Below are 17530 nucleotides of genomic sequence, written 5' to 3'. Positions count from 1 at the left end.
GTACACTACTGGTTTTACCGACAGCGGCTCGCCCGTTTTTTCTGCATGCTAGCTATCCTCGAACGCATTGACCCCAACTCCAGCAATATCGACTTGCTGGTGGAATTATTCAACTCACTGCGTCCCAAGCGCTCCCACGACAGCGCTACCGCGATTGCCAACGTGCGCACCCTGCGCCAGCTACTCAAAGGTAACCCCGCGCAAGCGCGCGCCCTGCACGAATACGTGCTGCGCGTGCTGGCCGCGCGCCGCCACGCCAGCCTGTACACCGATATCGGCGTGCTGTCGAACAGCGGTTTTTTCACGGAATTGAAACGCCGCATCGCCTACCGCATGCTGCCGCCCGCCCTGGGCGACGAATACCTGAACGACGCGCTCGACCAGGTGCTGTACCTGAAGACCGATTATTTGTGGATCAGCAACGTGCCGGCCACGGACTGGCTGGAACTGTTCGACGTACTGACCAGCGACGACATCGAACTGGCCGTCGGCGATGGCAACATCATGCTGCCCGGCATGCTCGACGCCATCCGCACCCTGTCCTACCGCGTCTGCGCCATGGGGCTGGAACCGGAACTGACGCGTTTCCACAATGAAATCGAAGTGTTCCAGTCGCCGTTCATGGTGCAGAACACGGAAGTGAACGCCTACCTGGACGCCTACACGAGCCTGCTGCAAGGCGACATCGAGCACATCGAGGACGCGCGCCATTTGCTGGTGATGCTGGACCAGTGCGACGCCGTCATCGCCAAGATCCGCAAGAAGGCGCTGTACCAGGGCACCAGCATTCCCCTCACGTATTTATTGGTGGCCTTGGCGCAAAGCATCGAGCGCCTGCGCAAGCTGCTGTTTCTCGTCGACACGAGCGGCGAACTGCCCGCATCGAACAACGTGGACATCGCCGCCATCACGGTCGATGCCACGCAAGACTTGCTGCACCCGCAGCCCGTCAGCCGCCGCCGCGCGGGCGCCGTGGGACTGGCGTTGGAACTGATACGCGCGCATAACCACAAGTACAAGGTCAGCGACCTGTTTTCCGACAATATCAACTTGTTGGCGCGCAATGTGACGGAAAACGCCAGCCGCACGGGCGAGCACTACATCGCGGAAAACCGGCGCGAAATGGGCGCCATGTTCCTCTCGTCCGCAGGCGCCGGCATCATCATCGGCTTCATGGCCCTGTTCAAGATACTGATGTCGTATCTGCGCTCGGCGCCGCTGGTCGAAGCCTTCATGTTCAGCATGAATTACTCGATCGGCTTCATGTTCATCCACTTGCTGCACTTCACGGTCGCCACCAAGCAGCCGGCCATGACGGCCTCGCGCATCGCCGCAGGCCTGCACAGCAAGGATGGCCGGAATATCGACCTCGACAGCATGGCCGAACTGATCAACAAGGTCTTCCGCACGCAAAACATGGCCGTGCTGGGCAACCTGGCCACCGCCATTCCCACGGCCTGGCTGATCGCGCTCGGCTACAAGGCGATCACGGGGCACAACCTGGTCACGCCCGAGAAGGCCATGCACTTGCTGCACGATATCGACCCCATCGGCAGCCCCGCCATCTTCTACGCGATGATCGCCGGCGTGTGCCTGTTCGTGGCGGGCCTGATTTCCGGCTACTATGACAACCAGGCCCTGTACACGCGCTGGGCGCAGCGCATCGCGCAATTGCGCGGCCTGGGACGGGTGATCGGCCAGGAACGCTTGCAACGGCTGGGCCTGTACCTGGAAAACAACCTGGGCGGGCTGATGGGTAATTTCTATTTCGGTATCTTGCTGGGCTCCATCGGCACCCTGGGCTTTTTGATCGGCTTGCCCATCGATATCCGCCACATCACCTTCTCGGCCGCCAACTTCGCCACGGCCCTGGTGGGCCTCGACCACAACATGAGCTGGCAACTGGCCGTCAAGTCGCTGTCGGGCATCTTCGCCATCGGCACGGCCAACCTGCTCGTCAGCTTCGGACTGGCCCTGTGGGTGGCCCTGCGTTCGCGCCAGGTGCGCTTCAAGCACGGCATGCAATTGTTGAAGATTCTGGGCAAGCGCTTCCTGCGCTCGCCCATCGTTTTCTTCTTCGGCTCGAAAAACCCGCCACCTCTGGCACTGGCCGATGATTCGGCAAACCTGTCACCCACAACCAAGGCTCTAAAATGACCGCTAGGCGCATGCAACCCTGCCTCACCGCCCTACTGCTGTGCTGGACCCTGGCTGCATGCGCCTCGCTGCCCGATGTCAAGAACCTCAACACCACCTTGGAACCGGTGGCCAAGCCCAAGGTGATCACGGGCAAGGGGGCCGTGCTGAACGTCAACAGCCGCGCCGCCCTGCTCAACAAGCGCTGGGCCAAGTCCGGCATGGACTTGAAGACCCAGGCCGCGCTGGAAGAAGCGGCCACGGGCGTGCCTTTGATCAAGGGCAACAAGGTGACCTTGCTGTTTGACGGCCCGCAAACCATGGCCGCCATGTTCCAGGCCATCAGCGACGCGAAGACCAGCATCAACCTGGAAACGTATATCTTCGACCAGGATCCGCTGGGCCTCAAATTTGCCGACATGCTGATCGAAAAGCAGAAAGCGGGCGTGACGGTCAACATCATCTACGACAGCGTGGGCACCATCGGCGTGCCGCAAGCGTTCTTTGACCGCATGCGCGCAGCCGGCATCCACCTGGTGGCCTTCAACCCCGTCAACCCCGCCAAGCTCAAGGGCGACGACTGGAAGATCAACAACCGCGACCACCGCAAGGTGCTGATCGTCGACGGCAAGATGGCGTTTACGGGCGGCATCAATATCAGCGATACCTATGCGAAAAGCTCGCTGTTCCGCTCGAAATCGAAACCAACGGACAAGAAGGACGTGGGCTGGCGCGATACCCATGTGAAAGTGGAAGGCCCGGCCGTGGCCGCCTTCCAGTGGCTGTTCATCCGCACCTGGGCACAGCAAGACCAGGCCGACCTGCCTGACGCCAACTACTTCCCGACTTTATCGGAAGTGGGCGACAAGCTGGTGCGCGTCGTGGCCAGCGAGCCCGAGGGCGGCTTTGAAATCTACAAGGCGTATATCCTGGCCATCCAGGAAGCCAAGAAATCCATCCACATCACGTCCGCCTATTTCGTGCCCGACCAGCAAACGGTCGATGCCCTGATCGCGGCGGCCAAACGGGGCGTGGACGTGACCGTGGTGCTGCCCGGCGTTTCCGACAGCGGCCTCGTGTTCCATGCGGGACACTCGCTGTACGACGAGCTGCTGGCTGGCGGCATCCGCATCTTTCATTTGAAACTGGCCGTGCTGCACGCCAAGACGGCCGTCATCGACGGCGCCTGGTCGACCGTGGGCTCGACGAATATCGACATGCGCAGCTTCCTGCACAACAGCGAACTGAACGTGATCGTGCTCGGCGACAGTTTCGGCCGAGAGATGGAAAACGCCTTCCAGGAAGACTTGCGCGACTCGGAAGAGATCACCAAGGCGAAATGGGAAACACGGCCGCTCTCGGATCGCATGAAGGAGTGGGCAGCGCGGTTCATGAACTACTGGCTGTAAGCACCGATGGGGCAACTGGATATTTGCATGGATATGCACTATATTGCACCAATAGTATGACAATCGTCGTGCTGCTCATCTCTGGAGTTGACTACCATGGCTACCGTGCGCAAGACCATTACCTTGACGGACCAGCAAGACGACTGGATCAAGGCGCAGATTGATGCGGGGCGCTATACCAACGACAGCGAATACATCCGCGACCTGATCCGGCGCGAACAGGAACGCAGCGCCGAACTCGATGCGATCCGCGCGGCGCTGATGGAAGGAGAGGCAAGCGGCGAACCCCAGCCTTTCGACGCCAAGGCGTTCAAGCAGAGAATGCTGGCGGCGCATGGCTGAATACCGGCTGACGCCTGCCGCCGAGCATGACCTTGAGGCGATCTGGGCTTATACGGTACAGCGCTGGGGCGTACAGCAGGCCAGTCATTATCTTGACAGCATGACGGCGGCCTTTGATGACTTGGCCGGCGCGCCAGAGACCGCGCCGGCATGCGAGCAGATTCGGCCCGGCTACCGGCGCCGCAAAGTCGGACGGCACATGATTTATTTTCGCATCACGAACTATGGCATCGCCATCGTGCGTATTCTGCATGACCGCATGGATGCGGCACGCCATCTTTAACGAAATCACCATCCGACGCGACGCGACACCTCACAACGGCCGCAAACTGGCCCACACCCCGCCCTGGCGCTCGAACGCTTCCGTGCTGACTTTTTCAAAGTCGGCGCTGCCGTCATTCCAGCTGTAGCGCTCGACGCGAATACAACTGTTTTCCACGCGCAGCACATTGAAAGAGTTCGACTCGCCCCTGCCCCGCGTGGACGTGGCCGTGCCCGCCTGCACCATCAGGGCCGCGTAGCCGGCGATCTTGTAACGCTCGGCCGTGTTGCCCGCCACGCTGGCATGCAAGTGTCCCGCCAGCAATAAGTCCACGCCGCATTCGGAAAACATTTGCAAGGCTTGCGGCGCGCGGTCGACCAGGTCGTCTTCATCGAAGTGCTCCGGCAAGTCGAATGGATGGTGCGTGACGATGATGCGCGTCAGGCCAGGCGGCAAACTGCCCAGGCGTTCACGCAGGAAATCGATCTGCTCGTGGCTGATGCGGCCATCCTTGAACGTCAGGGAGCGGGCCGTGTTGATGCCCAGCACGGCGATTTCCTCGTCCACATATTCGGGCGACAAATCGTCCGTCACATGGCGCCGGTATTTCACCAACGGCGTGAGGAAGCGGGAAACGACGTTGTACAGCGGCACATCATGGTTGCCCGGCACCACGATCTGCGGCCCCGGCAAGCTGTCGAGAAATTGCCGCGCCTGCTGGAACTGGGCGCTGCGGGCGCGCTGAGTGAGGTCGCCCGAGACCACGACCACGTCCGGTTCCAGGCGTTCGATCAGCGCACGCAAGGGCGCCAGCAGGTCCGCATCGACCCTGCCAAAATGCAAGTCGGACAAATGCACGATGGTACGCATGGCCTTACTCCCCAGAAAGTGCCGGCGCAGGCACGAGGACCGTCAGCGCGGCCTTGCAGATGCGGTACTGCAGCGGCGTATTCATGATCGTCACTTCGCCATCGGTGGCCACGCGCAGGCGGCGGTGGTGCGTGGCCACCTCCAGGTCGGTGGCCGTCAGCACATCAAAATCCTTGGCCTGCGACAACTTGCCGAACAGCGCGTCCAAGGCCAGCTTCAGCAAGCCCAGGCGGCCCGGACGCTGCGCCACATACAGGCTCAGTTGGCCGCCATCGAGCCGTTCGCGCTCACCGATATTCAAGCCTTCCATCATGTATTCATTATTACCGATGAAGACAAATGGCGTGCGCCGCGCATGCACGGCGTCGTTGAGTGTCAGTTGCACGCTGAGGAAGGGATAGCGGCGCAAGGCCGCCACCAGGGCCCAGCTGAAGGCCAGCCACTTGCCCCGTCCCAGCCGGCGCTGCTGCTTTTCGCGGTCGCGCACGATATCGGGATACAGGCCCAGGCTGGAATTGTTCAGGAAGATACGGCCATTGACTTCGCCCACGTCGACCTGGTGCTGCACGCCCTGCGCCACGTTGGCAATCGCCGCATCGAGCTCGAGCGGAATATTCAAATCCTTGGCAAAATGGTTCAAGGTACCCAGCGGCAAGACGCCGAACGGCGTACCGCTGCCGACAACGACAGAGGCCACGGCGTTGATGGTGCCGTCGCCGCCGCCTGCCACGACGATGGGCGCGCCATCGCGCAGGGCCCGTTCGGCCGTGGCGATCATCTCGGCGCCGCTTTGCGCCAGGGTGATGTCGGCGTCAAGCCCCACGGCGGCGAATTTCGCTTCGAGCTGCTGCGCCCAGTCGGGCGCATAGCCGCAGCCGGCGCCCCCGTTGATGATGACTGCAATTTTGCTCAGGACAGTTTCCCCTTATTTGGTTTGCCGGATATGCCGGCGCCGGCGCAGGGTCGACACGCCGGCGATGCAGATGGCCAGCCAGCCATAGCTTTCCGCCATGGCTGCCAGCACATCGCTCAGGTAATGCGCGCCCAGGTAGATGCGGCTGAAGCCCACCAGCGCCGCCATCAGGAAAGCGCCCAGCGCGATGGCGATGCGCTTGCCCCAGGCGCCCGGCGCCGTCTGGCAAATCAGGTAGGCGGCCAGCAAGCCGTACAGGGCTGTCGAGGTGGCAGTATGGCCACTCGGAAAGCTGTAGGTGCTCAGGGCCGTCTGCAAGAGCGGCTCATCAAAGCTGGGCCGCGCGCGGACAAAAATGTACTTTAGCAGCAGGTTCAAAAACATGACGCCCGGCATGGTGATGACGAGGGTAAACAGCCAGTAATCGGCGCCCTTGCGGTGCAGATACCAGCCCAGCAAGGTGGCCAGGATGATGGCGCCGATCACGCCATGCATGTGCGTAATGACCAGCAGGCAAGTGGTGATCCACGGCACGGCATGCTGGTTGAACCACTGCGCCACCTGCAAGTCGATCACGGTAATTTGCTCCATGCCCATCACGGCTTCGGCGATCTCGTGGAAGACGACGATGGCCACCAGCATCAGGACCACGCCCACCGTCATGTGCAGGCCCAGCTCGCCCTCGGGCGACAGGCGCGCCTCGACGAAGCGGCGCAGTTTCGTGGTCCAGCCCGTGGTCATGCCCATGTCATTTTTCTCTTGCAAACTCATCTCTCTTTCCTGTTCCCGGTGATGATCAAAAAAACCACATCAGTAAAAAAATACTGTTTATTCATACAGTAGCTGTGTATTCATACAGTAGTTATGCTATTCTGATGACTCGTTCAACACATCTCCCTCAAAGGAATTGTCATGGCAACATTGAATAGCGGTTTTGGCTCACGGTTCGGCCTGGAATACGCCCCAAGCTCTTTCCTCGTCCGTATGGGCAAGCGCGAAATCCTCGTCTGCCGTGACTTCCGCAAGCGCTACTACACCGTCAATCCCCTGATCGAGTGCGGTACGGGCATCGAGCCGGGCTATGTTGAAGTGCTGCTGATGCGCCGTTGGTTGCTCATTTTATCCAAGGCGCATTAAATACACCGTAAAAATCTACTGCGCGGCGCGATTTGCGGCCTGCGATGCTCGCTGTACTAAAGTACAGCTGCGCTTCTTAGCCACAACTCGTTGCCGCTCGCTACGATTTTTGTCGGCGTATTCCGGGGCTTTCGACGACCTTGCTTGAAAGCTCCGTCCGGCCACGCCGGAAGCGCGCCAGTACTGGCCAGCGGCAACGCTGGCCAACCCCTCATTACTGTGTGCGTTCCGGCGCGGCCGGGCTGGCAGGTGTTTGCACTGGCAGCGCCTTGTCAAACACGTTCGCTTCGTACCAAAGCGTGACGAACAGCACCATCACGACGGGGCCGATGAACAGGCCCACGAGGCCCAGGGTTTCCACGCCACCCAGAATGCCGAACAGCACGGCCAGGAAGGGCAAGCGGGTGGCATTGCCGATCATGCCGGGGCGCACGAAGTGGTCGGCCACGAACAGCACCACGGTGCCCCAGGCGGCCACGCCGATGGCGGCGCCCACACTGCCCTGGAAGAGCAGCAAGGCGGCCGCGCACAGGTAAGCGAGCGGCGCGCCGAACGGGATGATGGCCAGGATACCCGTGGCGAACGCCCACAGGGCCGGCGACGGCAAGCCGGCGATGGCGTAGGCGATGCCGATCAGCACGCCTTCGGCCAGGCCCACCAGCACCAGGCCGTTGACGGTCGCGCGGATGGCGGTGGGGATTTTTTGCGCATAGCGGCCCCACCGTTCGGGGCGCAGGAAATGGCTGCCGACGGCCGTAATCTGGCGCGTCAGCGCTTCGCCATCCTTGTAGAAGAAAAACAGGCACAAGAAGGCCAGGCCAAAATCGACCAGGCGGTGGAACACGTCCGCGCCCAGCACCTTGAGCATGTCGCGCGCGGAATGGAAGCCGCCCACGGCGCTGCCCGCAAAGAAGTGGCCGAGGCCGTGGGGCTGGCTCAAGGTCGCTTGCCACCAGTCGCCGATGGCGCTGCCGGCCAGGGGAATATGCGTCACCCAGTCCGGCACGGGCAAGCCGTCGGTATTCGCGTGGACGACGAAATTGGCCAGCACGGGCACTTCGCGCGCCGCCTGCGCCACGCCGAACAGCACGGGTATGATGAAGATGCAGGCGAACGCCAGGGTCAGCACGCCCGCCGCCACGATGGGGCGCTGGCCCAGGGCCGTGCGCACGCGCAGGTACAGGGGCCAGGTCGCCACGCACAGGATGCCGGCCCACACGAGCGGCAAAAAGAAACGCTGCATGACGAAGGCCGTCACGGCGATCAAGGCCAGGGAAAAGCCTGCGCTGACAATATCGCGCTGGGTATCGCTCATGCTACTCCATTCGTGCCCCGCACACTGTAAAGGTGTGCAGGCTTATAGCGCCTAACAAAACCGTAGCGAGCGGAAGGAAGGCTCGGCGCCCACGTTGGCCTGAGAAGCGCAACTGTACGAAGTACGGGGCCGCCGAGGCAGTGAGCATCGCAGGCCGCAAATTACGACGCGCAGTAGGTTTTGATAGGTGCTAGGCTACGCGCCAGTTGCGCAGGCATAGCGTAACACGGCGGCATTCCGCTTTAGACGAGGCCCAGTTCCGCAGGCTTGACGCCGGCAAACACGTGGTCGAGCTGCGCCGGGGTCAAGCCGAAGGTGCGGCGCAGCAAGCCGCCCAGCACGGCCCGGTACTCATTGAGCACGGGCATGTCGCGGTTCTGAAACAGCGTCGCCTGCGAAATCGCCACCTGTTCGCCCACCACCTGCTTGCCTTTGATGCCGCCGCCCAGCACCCAGAACACGCTGCCGTGGCCATGGTCCGTGCCGCGGTTGCCGTTTTCGCGGAAGGTGCGGCCAAATTCGCTGACCACGACGACGACGGTATTGCGCCACTCGCTGCCCATTTCCTGCGAGAACGCGGCCAGGCCACGCCCCAGCTCATCGAAACGCCCCGCCAGGTAGCCGTTCGCGCCCCCCTGCCCCACGTGCGTATCCCAGCCGCCCACATCGACGAAACCCAGGTTGTATTTGTCCTTCATCAGGCGGGCGATGCGCTGCGCCTCCAGTTCAAAGCCCTTGGTGCTGATGGCGTTGCGGTTGGCCGCCTGCATCTCGCCCGTCAATTCCTTCGTCACATCGTCGCGCACGGCAAAGCCCGCGCTGACCGGTTGCTGCAGGGGCGTGCCCCGGTACATGGCGGCGATGACCTGGCTTTGACGCGCATCAATGCCCGACTTGCCCACGGAGCGCAGCGCCATGTTCGGCACTTGCACGCCGCCCTGGAAGATCAGCGGCAGCTGGTCCGTGAAAGAAATGGTGTGGTTGCCTTGCTTGGCATTGAGGCTTTGCGCCAGCCGGTTCAAAAAGCCCGAGCGGAAATCGCGGCGCCCGCCCAGTTCCTGTCCCAGTTCGATGCTATCCTGCGTCTCGAAATGGCTGCGCGTCAGATCCGCCGTGCCCGCAAACGGAATGAAGGCCGCCTCGCCCCCCATAAACATGGGATAGATGGTTTCGCGCAAGGCCGGATGCAGGGCCCAGTCGGCATTCAAGGCCAGCGCGCCGTTTTCCTCGCCCGGTTTCGCGATGGCGATATTCGGCCGCGAGGCATAGTAAAAATCGCTGCCGACCGGCACCAGCAAGTTGTTCGCGTCATAGCCGCCGCGCAAAAAGACGAACAATAGCTTCGCATTCATGGCCGGTGCGGCCAGCAAGCTGCCCGCGTGCGACAACAGCGGCGCGGCGGCCAGGACTTTCAACAAGTCACGACGGTTCATGACAATTCCTTTCAGCGGTGCATCATTTCGGGCGACGAGAGCAGGAAGGTATTCCACTCCTGCGGCGAGGCGGCCTGCTCCAGGGCCTGGCGCGTGGCCGGGCTCAAGGTCGGCTGCAGCGACTGGTAATACAAGGCGCTGGCCAACTGGGGAAACGCCACCTTTTCCTGCGGCTGCGGGCCATCCGTCTTGAACAGGCCGGCACTGCCCGAGCCGATCGTGCGGGCGATATCGAAACGCGTCGTCATCTGGCCTGGGCTGGCCCAGGAGGCATCCGTCAGAGGATAACCGTCCGGCGTCTGGCGGCCGTACAGAGGCTGGCCCATGCGCGAGAGCCAGCTCAGCATGGGACCCGCATTCAGGATGGGCTTGTCGTCATAGCTGAGGCGCACGGCCGACACCACGTAATGCATGGGGTCCTTGAATTTCTTGCCCAGCGACTGCTTGAACTCCGGACTGTTGAACATGGTTTGCAGCACGTCGGCGATCATGCCGTCGCTCTGCTGGAAGGTGGCCGCCATGCGCGCCACCAGGGGCGCGGGCGGATTGTCGCCGACGAAATACTGGGCCAGCTTGCCGCTGATGAAATGCGCGGTGGCGGGACTGCGGCTCAAACGATCCAGCGCTTCATCGAGCTCGGCCAGACCCCGGCCCTTCACCGTTTGCCCGAGGAATTGCTTGTCGCCGTAATCGTGGCGATTCGGGTTGAACTCGAACAAGCCGCGGCGCACGTATTGCGACTGCAGCGCCGGTTTCACCTTTGGCGTATCCGGTCCCAGGTTCACGCCCACGCCTGTCAGGATGCGCGCCAGTTCCTGCACGTCCGACTGGCTGTAGCCGCCGTTCACGCCCAGGGTGTGCAGTTCCATCAGCTCGCGCGCATAGTTTTCATTGATGCGCTTGGCGGCATTGGCTTCATTGTCCAGGTAGCGCAGCATGGCCGGATGGTGGACGGTCGCGCCCAGCAAGTCGCGGAATTTCCCCAGCGCGTGCGGCGCGATGGCGTTCGCCTCATAATCGCCGACCATGGCACGCAAGTTGTGCTTGCCCTGGTGCACGCTGAAATGGTTGAGCCAGAACCAGCTCAGCTGCTGCTGCAGCTGATTCGGCGAATACACGTCCAGCAATAGCGAACGCGTGGCCGCTTCGCGCGCCAGGCGGTTGAGTTCTTGCTGGTAATCCTTTTGCGCCTGCTGCTTGGCCATGTCGTCCATGACGGCAGCCGACTCCTTGCGTTTTTGCTCCACGGACATGACGAGTTGATCGAGCGGCACCTGGCTGATCGTCATCGCGTCGATCTGCGCCTGCACGGCGGGCGGCAGGCTGGCTTTGCCTGGATGCAATTGCGCCTGCAGATAACGCTGCCAGCCTTGCGCCTGCAACTGGCGCGCGCTGCCTGCGTTTACGCCCCAGCTCACCCTTTCCAGCAAGGCAATGTCTTGCGCGGAACTGGTCTGTGCACGATGGTCGGCTTGGACGGCAGGTCCGGTCGCGGCGCAGCCGGCCAGCAACAGCAGGGAAATCAAGGTTGTCGGCAACAGTCGGTTGGGGGTCATGGCGGTCCTTCAAGCGGTTTCAACCAGAATGCCTGAGGGTACGCCCAGGTTGACCTGCGCATGATTGCCATTTGCAACGAGTTGTAATCAATAATGCTATTTCTGCAATTTCGCGCACTTGTCGCGCAGGAAATCGCGCAGCTGCAGCACCAGCGGCGTCACCTGCCCCCGGTGCATGCACAGCAGTTGCAGGGGCGCGGCCTCGCCCGCCACCTCGGGCAGCAGCACGTGCAGACGGCCGGCGGCCACGTCGCCGGAGACGTCGAGCCGCGATTTGTAGGCGATGCCCAGGCCCGCCACGGCCCAGCGGCGCACCAGGTCGGCATCGTCGGCGCTACGGTTGCCGCTCACGGCTATCGTCACCTGCTCGCGCTGCGGCAGGCGGTAAAAGGTCCAGCGGTCATGCAAGCCGTCTTCCAACGCGAAGCGCAGGCAATTGCGCTGCGACAAGTCTTCCAGCGCCAGCAGGGGACCGTATTCGCGCAGGTAGGCGGGCGACGCCACCAGCACCCGGTCGTTGGCGGGCGCGACCGGCATGGCGACCATGCTCGAATCGTCCTGCTGGCCATAGCGGATGGCCACGTCGACTTGCTGGCGCACCATGTCGGCCACCCGGTCGCTGACGCTGAGCTGGTAGTGCAGTTTCGGATGGCGCGACTGGAATTCGTCGAGCCAGCCCAGCATCAGATTGCGGCCCAGGTCGGAAGGCATGGCAATTTTCAAGGTTCCGCCGAAACTGTCCTTGCCGGCCAGCAGCGCATCGTGGCCTGCGCGCAGCAGGCGCAAGGCTTCGCGCGCATGTTCCAGGTATTGCGTGCCTTCCGCCGTCAGGCTCAGCGAACGGGTCGTGCGGGCCAACAGGCGCAAGCCCAGCTCCCCTTCCAGGCGCTTGACGGCGGCGCTGGCCAGCGCGGGCGAAATGCCGATCTCGCGCGCGGCCGCCGACAAACTGCCGCGGTCGGCCGTGCGCACAAATACCTGCAAGTCATCGAGTCGCAGCAATTTTCAGCATTCCTTTGAAAGTGTTTCGGTACGCGCCCTCTGTTTCCAGGGCGAGAAAATGGCCATGATACGTCAAGCCCGTATGGCCACGCCAACAATGGTGTCGGATTACGGTCCTTAGGACCTGATCCGACCTACGCCTACTCCATCACTGTTTACCGAAGGAACACCCATGAAAGCCATCGCCTACCGCCACAGCCTGCCCATCACCGATGCCGACGCCCTGCTCGACATCGAACTGCCCGTGCCCGCCGCCACGGGGCGCGACCTGCTCGTCGCCGTCAAGGCCATTTCCGTCAATCCCGTCGATACCAAGGTGCGCAAGAACCGCGCGCCGAAAGACGACCAGCCGGAAGTGCTGGGCTGGGATGCGGCCGGCGTCGTCACGGCCGTCGGCCCCGACGTCACCCTGTTCCAGGTCGGAGATAAAGTCTGGTACGCAGGCGCCATCAACCGCCCCGGCAGCAACAGCGAATTCCAGCTGGTCGACGAGCGCATCGTCGGCCACATGCCGGCCAGCCTGGACTTTGCTCCGGCCGCCGCCCTGCCTTTAACCGCCATTACGGCCTGGGAACTGCTGTTCGACCGCCTGCAGATCAGCCGCGACAAGAGTCTCACCGGCAAGTCCCTGCTCGTAATCGGCGCGGCCGGCGGCGTCGGTTCCGTGCTCGTGCAACTGGCGCGGCAACTGACGGGTGTCACCATCATCGGCACGGCCTCGCGCGCGGAAACGGCGGACTGGGTCAAGGAACTGGGCGCCCACCACGTGATCGATCACAGCCTGCCGCTGGCGCAGGAAATCACGCGCCTGGGCTTGCCGCCCATCGATTACGTGATCAGCCTGAACCAGACCGACAAGCATTTCGAGCACATCGTCGAACTGATCGCGCCGCAAGGCAAGTTCGCCCTGATCGACGATCCCGAGCACATCGACGTGCGCAAGTTCAAGGGCAAGAGCGTGTCGCTGCACTGGGAACTGATGTTTACCCGCTCGCTGTTCCAGACGCCAGATATGGTCAAACAACATGAATTGCTCGAGGAACTGGCGCAGCTGGTCGACGCGGGCATCATCAAGACCACCCTGGCCGAACGCTTCGGCACGATCAATGCCGCGAATTTGAAGCGCGCGCATGCACTGCTGGAAAGCAATACGGCAAAAGGGAAAATCGTCCTGGAAAGTTTTAATTAATCAGGTAATCAAAATGGCCCGGAAATCATTGACGTTGGTTAATGTCGGGCCCGTGATCACGGCATCTCCCAGCGCCTGGAAGAAGCCGTGGCCATCGTTGTTGTCCAGGCTGTCGCGGGGCTTGATGTCTTGCGCCCAGGCCCGTTGCAGGGTGTCGGGCGCCAGGACCGCGCCGGCGATGTCTTCCTGACCGTCGACGCCATCCGTGTCGCCGGCCAGTGCGTAAATGCCCCCGTGTCCATCCAGCGCGATGCCCAGCGCCAGCAGGAATTCCACGTTGCGCCCACCGCGCCCGTTGCCGCGCACGGTGACCGTCGTTTCGCCGCCCGACAGCAGCACGCATGGGGCAGGAAACGGCTGGCCCCGCACGGCCGTTTGCAGCGCGATGCCGGCCATCACCTTGCCCACGTCGCGCGCCTCGCCTTCCAGGCTGTCGCCCAGGATATACGGCGTGATGCCGGCCGCGCGCGCCACGTCGGCTGCCGCTTCCAGGGCCATCTGCGGCGTGGCGATCAAGGTCGTGCGCGTGCGCGCCAGGCGTGGGTCATCGGGTTTCACGGATTCGCCGCGCCCGCTGTCCAAGGTCTTTCGTATGCTGTCCGGCAAGTCCATGCCATAGCGGCGCACGATGGCCAGCGCGTCATCGCACGTCGTGGCGTCGCCCACCGTGGGGCCGGACGCGATGTCGCCCAGCTTGTCCCCAGGCACGTCGGAAATCGCCAGGGTCACCACTTGGGCCGGATGGCAGGCAGCCGCCAGGCGCCCGCCCTTGATGGCGGACAAATGGCGGCGCACGCAATTCATTTCGCCGATGGTGGCACCCGACGCCAGCAACGCGCGGTTCAGCGCCTGCTTGTCTTCCAGGCTGATGCCGTCAAGTGGCAAGGCCAGCAGCGACGAGCCGCCGCCCGAAATCAGACACAGCACCGTATCGTCAGCGTGCAAATTGCCGACCAGCTCGAGCATGCGCCGCGCCGCATCCATGCCGGCCGCATCGGGCACGGGGTGCGACGCTTCGACGATCTCGATACGTTCGCACGGCACGGCATAGCCATAGCGCGTGACGACGAGCCCCGACAGCGGCCCCGGCCAGTGCCGCTCCACGGCTTGCGCCATGGCGGCCGACGCCTTGCCGGCACCGATGACGATCAGCCGGCCCTTGGGCGCGGGCGGCAGATGGGGCGGTATGCAGTGCGATGGCTGGGCCGCGGCGATGGCGGCCTGGAACATGGCTTGCAGCAAGGTGCGCGGCGGCGGGGTCGTCGTCATGGTCTATTCCTCCGGTTCGATGGCATCAGCGGTTCACTTAGCGATTAACGATGCGCGCGGGAACGCGCAGCACCAGTATGGCGCCCAGCAGCATGACTGCGGAAAGAATATACAGGGCCACGTCCGTGCCGCCCGTCGCATCCTTGATCCAGCCGACGAGGAAGGGACTGACGAAACCGGCCACCTGGCCCAGCGAATTGATCAGCGCCAGGCCGCCGGCCGCCGCCGCGCTGCCGAGAAATGCCGTCGGCAAAGGCCAGAACATGGGCAGGCCGGACAACGCGCCCATGGTCGCCAGCGACAGGCCGATGAGGGCGACAAGCACATTGCCGTGCGCCTGTGTCGCCAGCAGCAAGCCGCACAGCGCCATCAGCAAAGGGCCGCTCAAATGCCAGCGGCGTTCCTTGTGCTTGTCGGCCGAACGGCCTACCCAGATCATGAAGATGCTGGCGCACAGGTAGGGAATGGCGCTGACCCAGCCCACGGCCACGGGGCTGGCGAAACCGAGCGACTTGACGATGGTGGGCAGCCAGAAGTTGATCGCGTACACGCCCATCTGGATGCAGAAATACACGAGGCCCAGCATCCACACATGCTTGTTGCGCAGCACGCTGGCGAAGGTGTCGGCCGTATTCGCGCTGTTGCGGCGCAGGCGTTCGTCCTCGTCGAGATCGGCGCGCAGCAGCTGCTTTTCTTCGGTATTGAGCCACTTCGCCTGGGCGATGCCATCGTTCAGCAGCACGTACACGAGAAAGCCCAGCAGCACGGTGGGAATACCTTGCAGCAGGAACATCCATTGCCAGCCGGCCAGGCCGCCGTGGCCCGCGAACGACTGCATCATCCAGCCCGACAGGGGGCTGCCCAGCAAGCCGGAAATGGGAATGGCCGACATGAACAAGCCCATGATGCGGCCCCGGCGCGAAGCGGGATACCAGTTCGTAAAGTACAGCACGATGCCGGGGAAGAAGCCCGCCTCGAACACGCCCGTGATGAAGCGCAGCGAATAGAACGCGGCCGGCGTGGTGACGAACATCAGGCAGGCCGAGGCAATGCCCCAGGCGATCATCAGGGTGCCGATGACCTTGCGCGCGCCCAGGCGGTGCAGCAGCAGATTGCTGGGCACGCCACTGGCCACGTAGCCGATGAAGAAAATGCCGGCGCCCAGGCCGTACACGCTTTCGCTCCATTGCAGCGCATCGAGCATTTGCAGCTTGGCAAAGCCGACATTCACGCGGTCCAGGTAATTGAACAGGTAGCAGATGAAGATGAAGGGGATCAGATGCCAGGTGACCTTGCGGTAGGCGTCTTCGCGCACGCGGTCCTGCGCGGACGCGCCGGCGGACAGGCTGGCGCTTGGATGGGTGGTCATGGGTGTCTCCTGACTATTTTTTATGGGATACGGCCAGCCCATCGTACAATCGCCGACAGAAACAGTCATCGTGCGGATGCATGAAGAAATATAGTGCTTTATACGATGATTCCATGCAGATGCACAAGACGGACCACCCCATGCCGAATATTGACCTTCCCCTGGCGCAGGACATCGTCCGGCGCACCATGCACATCATTCCCTTCAGCGTGAACGTCATCGATGCGCGCGGCGTGATCCTGGCCAGCGGCGACCCGCAGCGCGTGGGCGACCTGCATCCGGGTGCGCAACTGGCGCTGGCCCGGCGCGCCAGCGTGGAAATCGGCGCGGCCGACATGGCCAGACTGCCCGGCACGCGGGCCGGCATCAACCTGCCCCTGACGGTGCGCGGCGAGATTTGCGGCGTGCTGGGCCTGACGGGCGCGCCCGATGCCGTGCGCCAGTTCGGCGAACTGGTGCGGGCCATGGCGGAAATGATGCTGGAGCAGGCGCGGCTGGTCAGCGAGTTGCAGCATGAAAAGCGCTACCGCGAAGAATTCGTGTTCCAGCTCGTCTACCGCACGGGCATTTCGGACGCCAGCATGCAAGCATGGGCGGCGCGCCTGGCGGTCGATTTGCGCGTGCCGCGCGCCATGTTCGTGCTGGAAATACCGGATGCGGGCGAAGGCCCGGGCGAGCGGCTCGACCAGGTGCTGACGCAGCTGCAGCAAGTGCAGTCCGACCTGTCGGCCCGCTGGCCTTCCCTGCTGATGGCCGTCGTCTCGCCGGGCGAACTGGTGCTGCTCGACACCTTTCCCGCCAGCGGCCCGCAGCAGGCGCGCGCGGCGCAAGCCAGGCAGCGCCTGCTCGAGCTGCACCAGGTGGCGCAGCAGGCGCTCACGCCACCGGCCACCTTGGCCATGGGCGTGGCCTTGCCGGGCCTCGATGGCGCCACGGCCTCATATGAATCGGCGAAGCAGACGGCGCGCGTGGGGCGCGCCCGCGATGGCGGGCAAGCTACTTTTTCCTATCTGGAACTGAGCCTGCCCGTGCTGCTGTCCGGCCTGCAAGCGGGTTGGCAGGCCGAGCAATTGCGCCAGACCCTGGCGCGCCTGCTGGCGCACGACCGCAAGTCGGGCACCCTGATGCGCACCCTGGCTGCCTGGTTCCGCCACCACAGCCACCCGATGGCCACGGCCAGGGCCCTGCACATCCACCGCAACACACTCGATTACCGGCTGCAAAAGATCGCCGAACTGACGGGGCTGGACCTGGACGACACGGATGACCGCCTGCTGCTGTATGTCGCCCTGCAACTGAATTGACAGATGCCCGTCTACAATGTCGGC

At 63.1% G+C, this 17530-nt stretch carries 16 protein-coding genes; 7 read left to right on the top strand and 9 right to left on the bottom strand.

The genetic code is table 11. From position 1 onward, the window contains the following. Positions 1–45 precede the first annotated feature (45 nt). The 4 genes from ACQ4WO_RS26920 (at position 46) to ACQ4WO_RS26905 (ending at position 4170) form a co-directional block, all read left to right on the top strand. Positions 46–2157, top strand: coding sequence for a site-specific recombinase (locus tag ACQ4WO_RS26920; protein WP_436483971.1), 2112 nt, complete (start codon positions 46–48; stop codon positions 2155–2157). Between the two features lie 11 nt (positions 2158–2168). Beyond that, entirely contained in the window at positions 2169–3545 is a 1377-nt protein-coding gene (gene cls, locus ACQ4WO_RS26915; RefSeq protein ID WP_436483970.1) for a cardiolipin synthase, read from the top strand. Between the two features lie 96 nt (positions 3546–3641). Continuing rightward, positions 3642–3887 carry a type II toxin-antitoxin system ParD family antitoxin gene (locus tag ACQ4WO_RS26910; RefSeq protein WP_034758982.1) on the top strand — a complete coding sequence of 82 codons (246 nt, stop codon included), beginning with the start codon at positions 3642–3644 and terminating at the stop codon, positions 3885–3887. Next, the gene (locus ACQ4WO_RS26905) at positions 3880–4170 is read left to right on the top strand and encodes a type II toxin-antitoxin system RelE/ParE family toxin (RefSeq protein ID WP_034758985.1); all 291 of its coding nucleotides are present in this window, start codon (positions 3880–3882) and stop codon (positions 4168–4170) included. The genes ACQ4WO_RS26910 and ACQ4WO_RS26905 overlap by 8 nt, the downstream gene beginning before the upstream one ends. A 30-nt stretch (positions 4171–4200) precedes the next feature. Here ACQ4WO_RS26905 and ACQ4WO_RS26900 read toward each other — a convergent pair whose 3' ends face one another. From ACQ4WO_RS26900 to ACQ4WO_RS26890, 3 genes are read right to left on the bottom strand one after another with little or no spacing between them, the layout of a single operon-like run. Then, positions 4201–5019: a metallophosphoesterase family protein gene (locus ACQ4WO_RS26900; RefSeq protein ID WP_436483969.1), complete on the bottom strand. Its 819-nt coding sequence runs from the start codon at positions 5017–5019 to the stop codon at positions 4201–4203. 4 nt (positions 5020–5023) lie between these two features. After that, positions 5024–5932 (bottom strand): diacylglycerol/lipid kinase family protein, encoded by a 909-nt coding sequence (locus ACQ4WO_RS26895; RefSeq protein WP_436483991.1) that lies wholly within the window; start codon positions 5930–5932, stop codon positions 5024–5026. 12 nt (positions 5933–5944) lie between these two features. Further along, positions 5945–6703: a phosphatase PAP2 family protein gene (locus ACQ4WO_RS26890; RefSeq protein ID WP_436483968.1), complete on the bottom strand. Its 759-nt coding sequence runs from the start codon at positions 6701–6703 to the stop codon at positions 5945–5947. Between the two features lie 141 nt (positions 6704–6844). Between ACQ4WO_RS26890 and ACQ4WO_RS26885 the strand changes: the two genes are divergently transcribed. Next, on the top strand, positions 6845–7069 hold the full coding sequence (locus ACQ4WO_RS26885; RefSeq protein WP_010396348.1) for a hypothetical protein: 225 nt from the start codon (positions 6845–6847) through the stop codon (positions 7067–7069). A 214-nt stretch (positions 7070–7283) separates the two neighbouring features. Here ACQ4WO_RS26885 and ACQ4WO_RS26880 read toward each other — a convergent pair whose 3' ends face one another. From ACQ4WO_RS26880 to ACQ4WO_RS26865, 4 genes are all read right to left on the bottom strand, one after another. Further along, positions 7284–8384 carry an AI-2E family transporter gene (locus tag ACQ4WO_RS26880; protein WP_436483967.1) on the bottom strand — a complete coding sequence of 367 codons (1101 nt, stop codon included), beginning with the start codon at positions 8382–8384 and terminating at the stop codon, positions 7284–7286. A gap of 242 nt (positions 8385–8626) precedes the next feature. After that, positions 8627–9817, bottom strand: a complete 1191-nt coding sequence (locus ACQ4WO_RS26875) for a DUF1501 domain-containing protein (protein ID WP_436483966.1) — start codon at positions 9815–9817, stop codon at positions 8627–8629. Positions 9818–9828: 11 nt separating this feature from the next. Next, positions 9829–11373 (bottom strand): DUF1800 domain-containing protein, encoded by a 1545-nt coding sequence (locus ACQ4WO_RS26870; RefSeq protein WP_436483965.1) that lies wholly within the window; start codon positions 11371–11373, stop codon positions 9829–9831. A gap of 96 nt (positions 11374–11469) precedes the next feature. Beyond that, positions 11470–12375 (bottom strand): LysR family transcriptional regulator, encoded by a 906-nt coding sequence (locus ACQ4WO_RS26865; protein WP_436483964.1) that lies wholly within the window; start codon positions 12373–12375, stop codon positions 11470–11472. A 172-nt stretch (positions 12376–12547) separates the two neighbouring features. Between ACQ4WO_RS26865 and ACQ4WO_RS26860 the strand changes: the two genes are divergently transcribed. Continuing rightward, positions 12548–13564 (top strand): zinc-binding alcohol dehydrogenase family protein, encoded by a 1017-nt coding sequence (locus tag ACQ4WO_RS26860; RefSeq protein ID WP_436483963.1) that lies wholly within the window; start codon positions 12548–12550, stop codon positions 13562–13564. Here ACQ4WO_RS26860 and ACQ4WO_RS26855 read toward each other — a convergent pair whose 3' ends face one another. Both ACQ4WO_RS26855 and ACQ4WO_RS26850 read right to left on the bottom strand, forming a co-directional pair. Then, complete coding sequence (locus tag ACQ4WO_RS26855; protein WP_436483962.1) at positions 13565–14833, bottom strand: glycerate kinase type-2 family protein; 1269 nt, start codon at positions 14831–14833, stop codon at positions 13565–13567. It abuts the gene before it with no gap. 37 nt (positions 14834–14870) lie between these two features. Next, positions 14871–16202: an MFS transporter gene (locus tag ACQ4WO_RS26850; RefSeq protein ID WP_436483961.1), complete on the bottom strand. Its 1332-nt coding sequence runs from the start codon at positions 16200–16202 to the stop codon at positions 14871–14873. Positions 16203–16315: 113 nt separating this feature from the next. Here ACQ4WO_RS26850 and ACQ4WO_RS26845 point away from each other — a divergent pair, with 113 nt between their 5' ends. Then, the gene (locus tag ACQ4WO_RS26845; RefSeq protein ID WP_436483960.1) at positions 16316–17506 is read left to right on the top strand and encodes a sugar diacid recognition domain-containing protein; all 1191 of its coding nucleotides are present in this window, start codon (positions 16316–16318) and stop codon (positions 17504–17506) included. Positions 17507–17530: the final 24 nt, after the last annotated feature.

This window comes from Janthinobacterium aestuarii (assembly GCF_051380835.1).
GTDB lineage: Bacteria > Pseudomonadota > Gammaproteobacteria > Burkholderiales > Burkholderiaceae_D > Janthinobacterium > Janthinobacterium aestuarii.
This window is presented reverse-complemented; position numbering and strand designations above follow the sequence as displayed.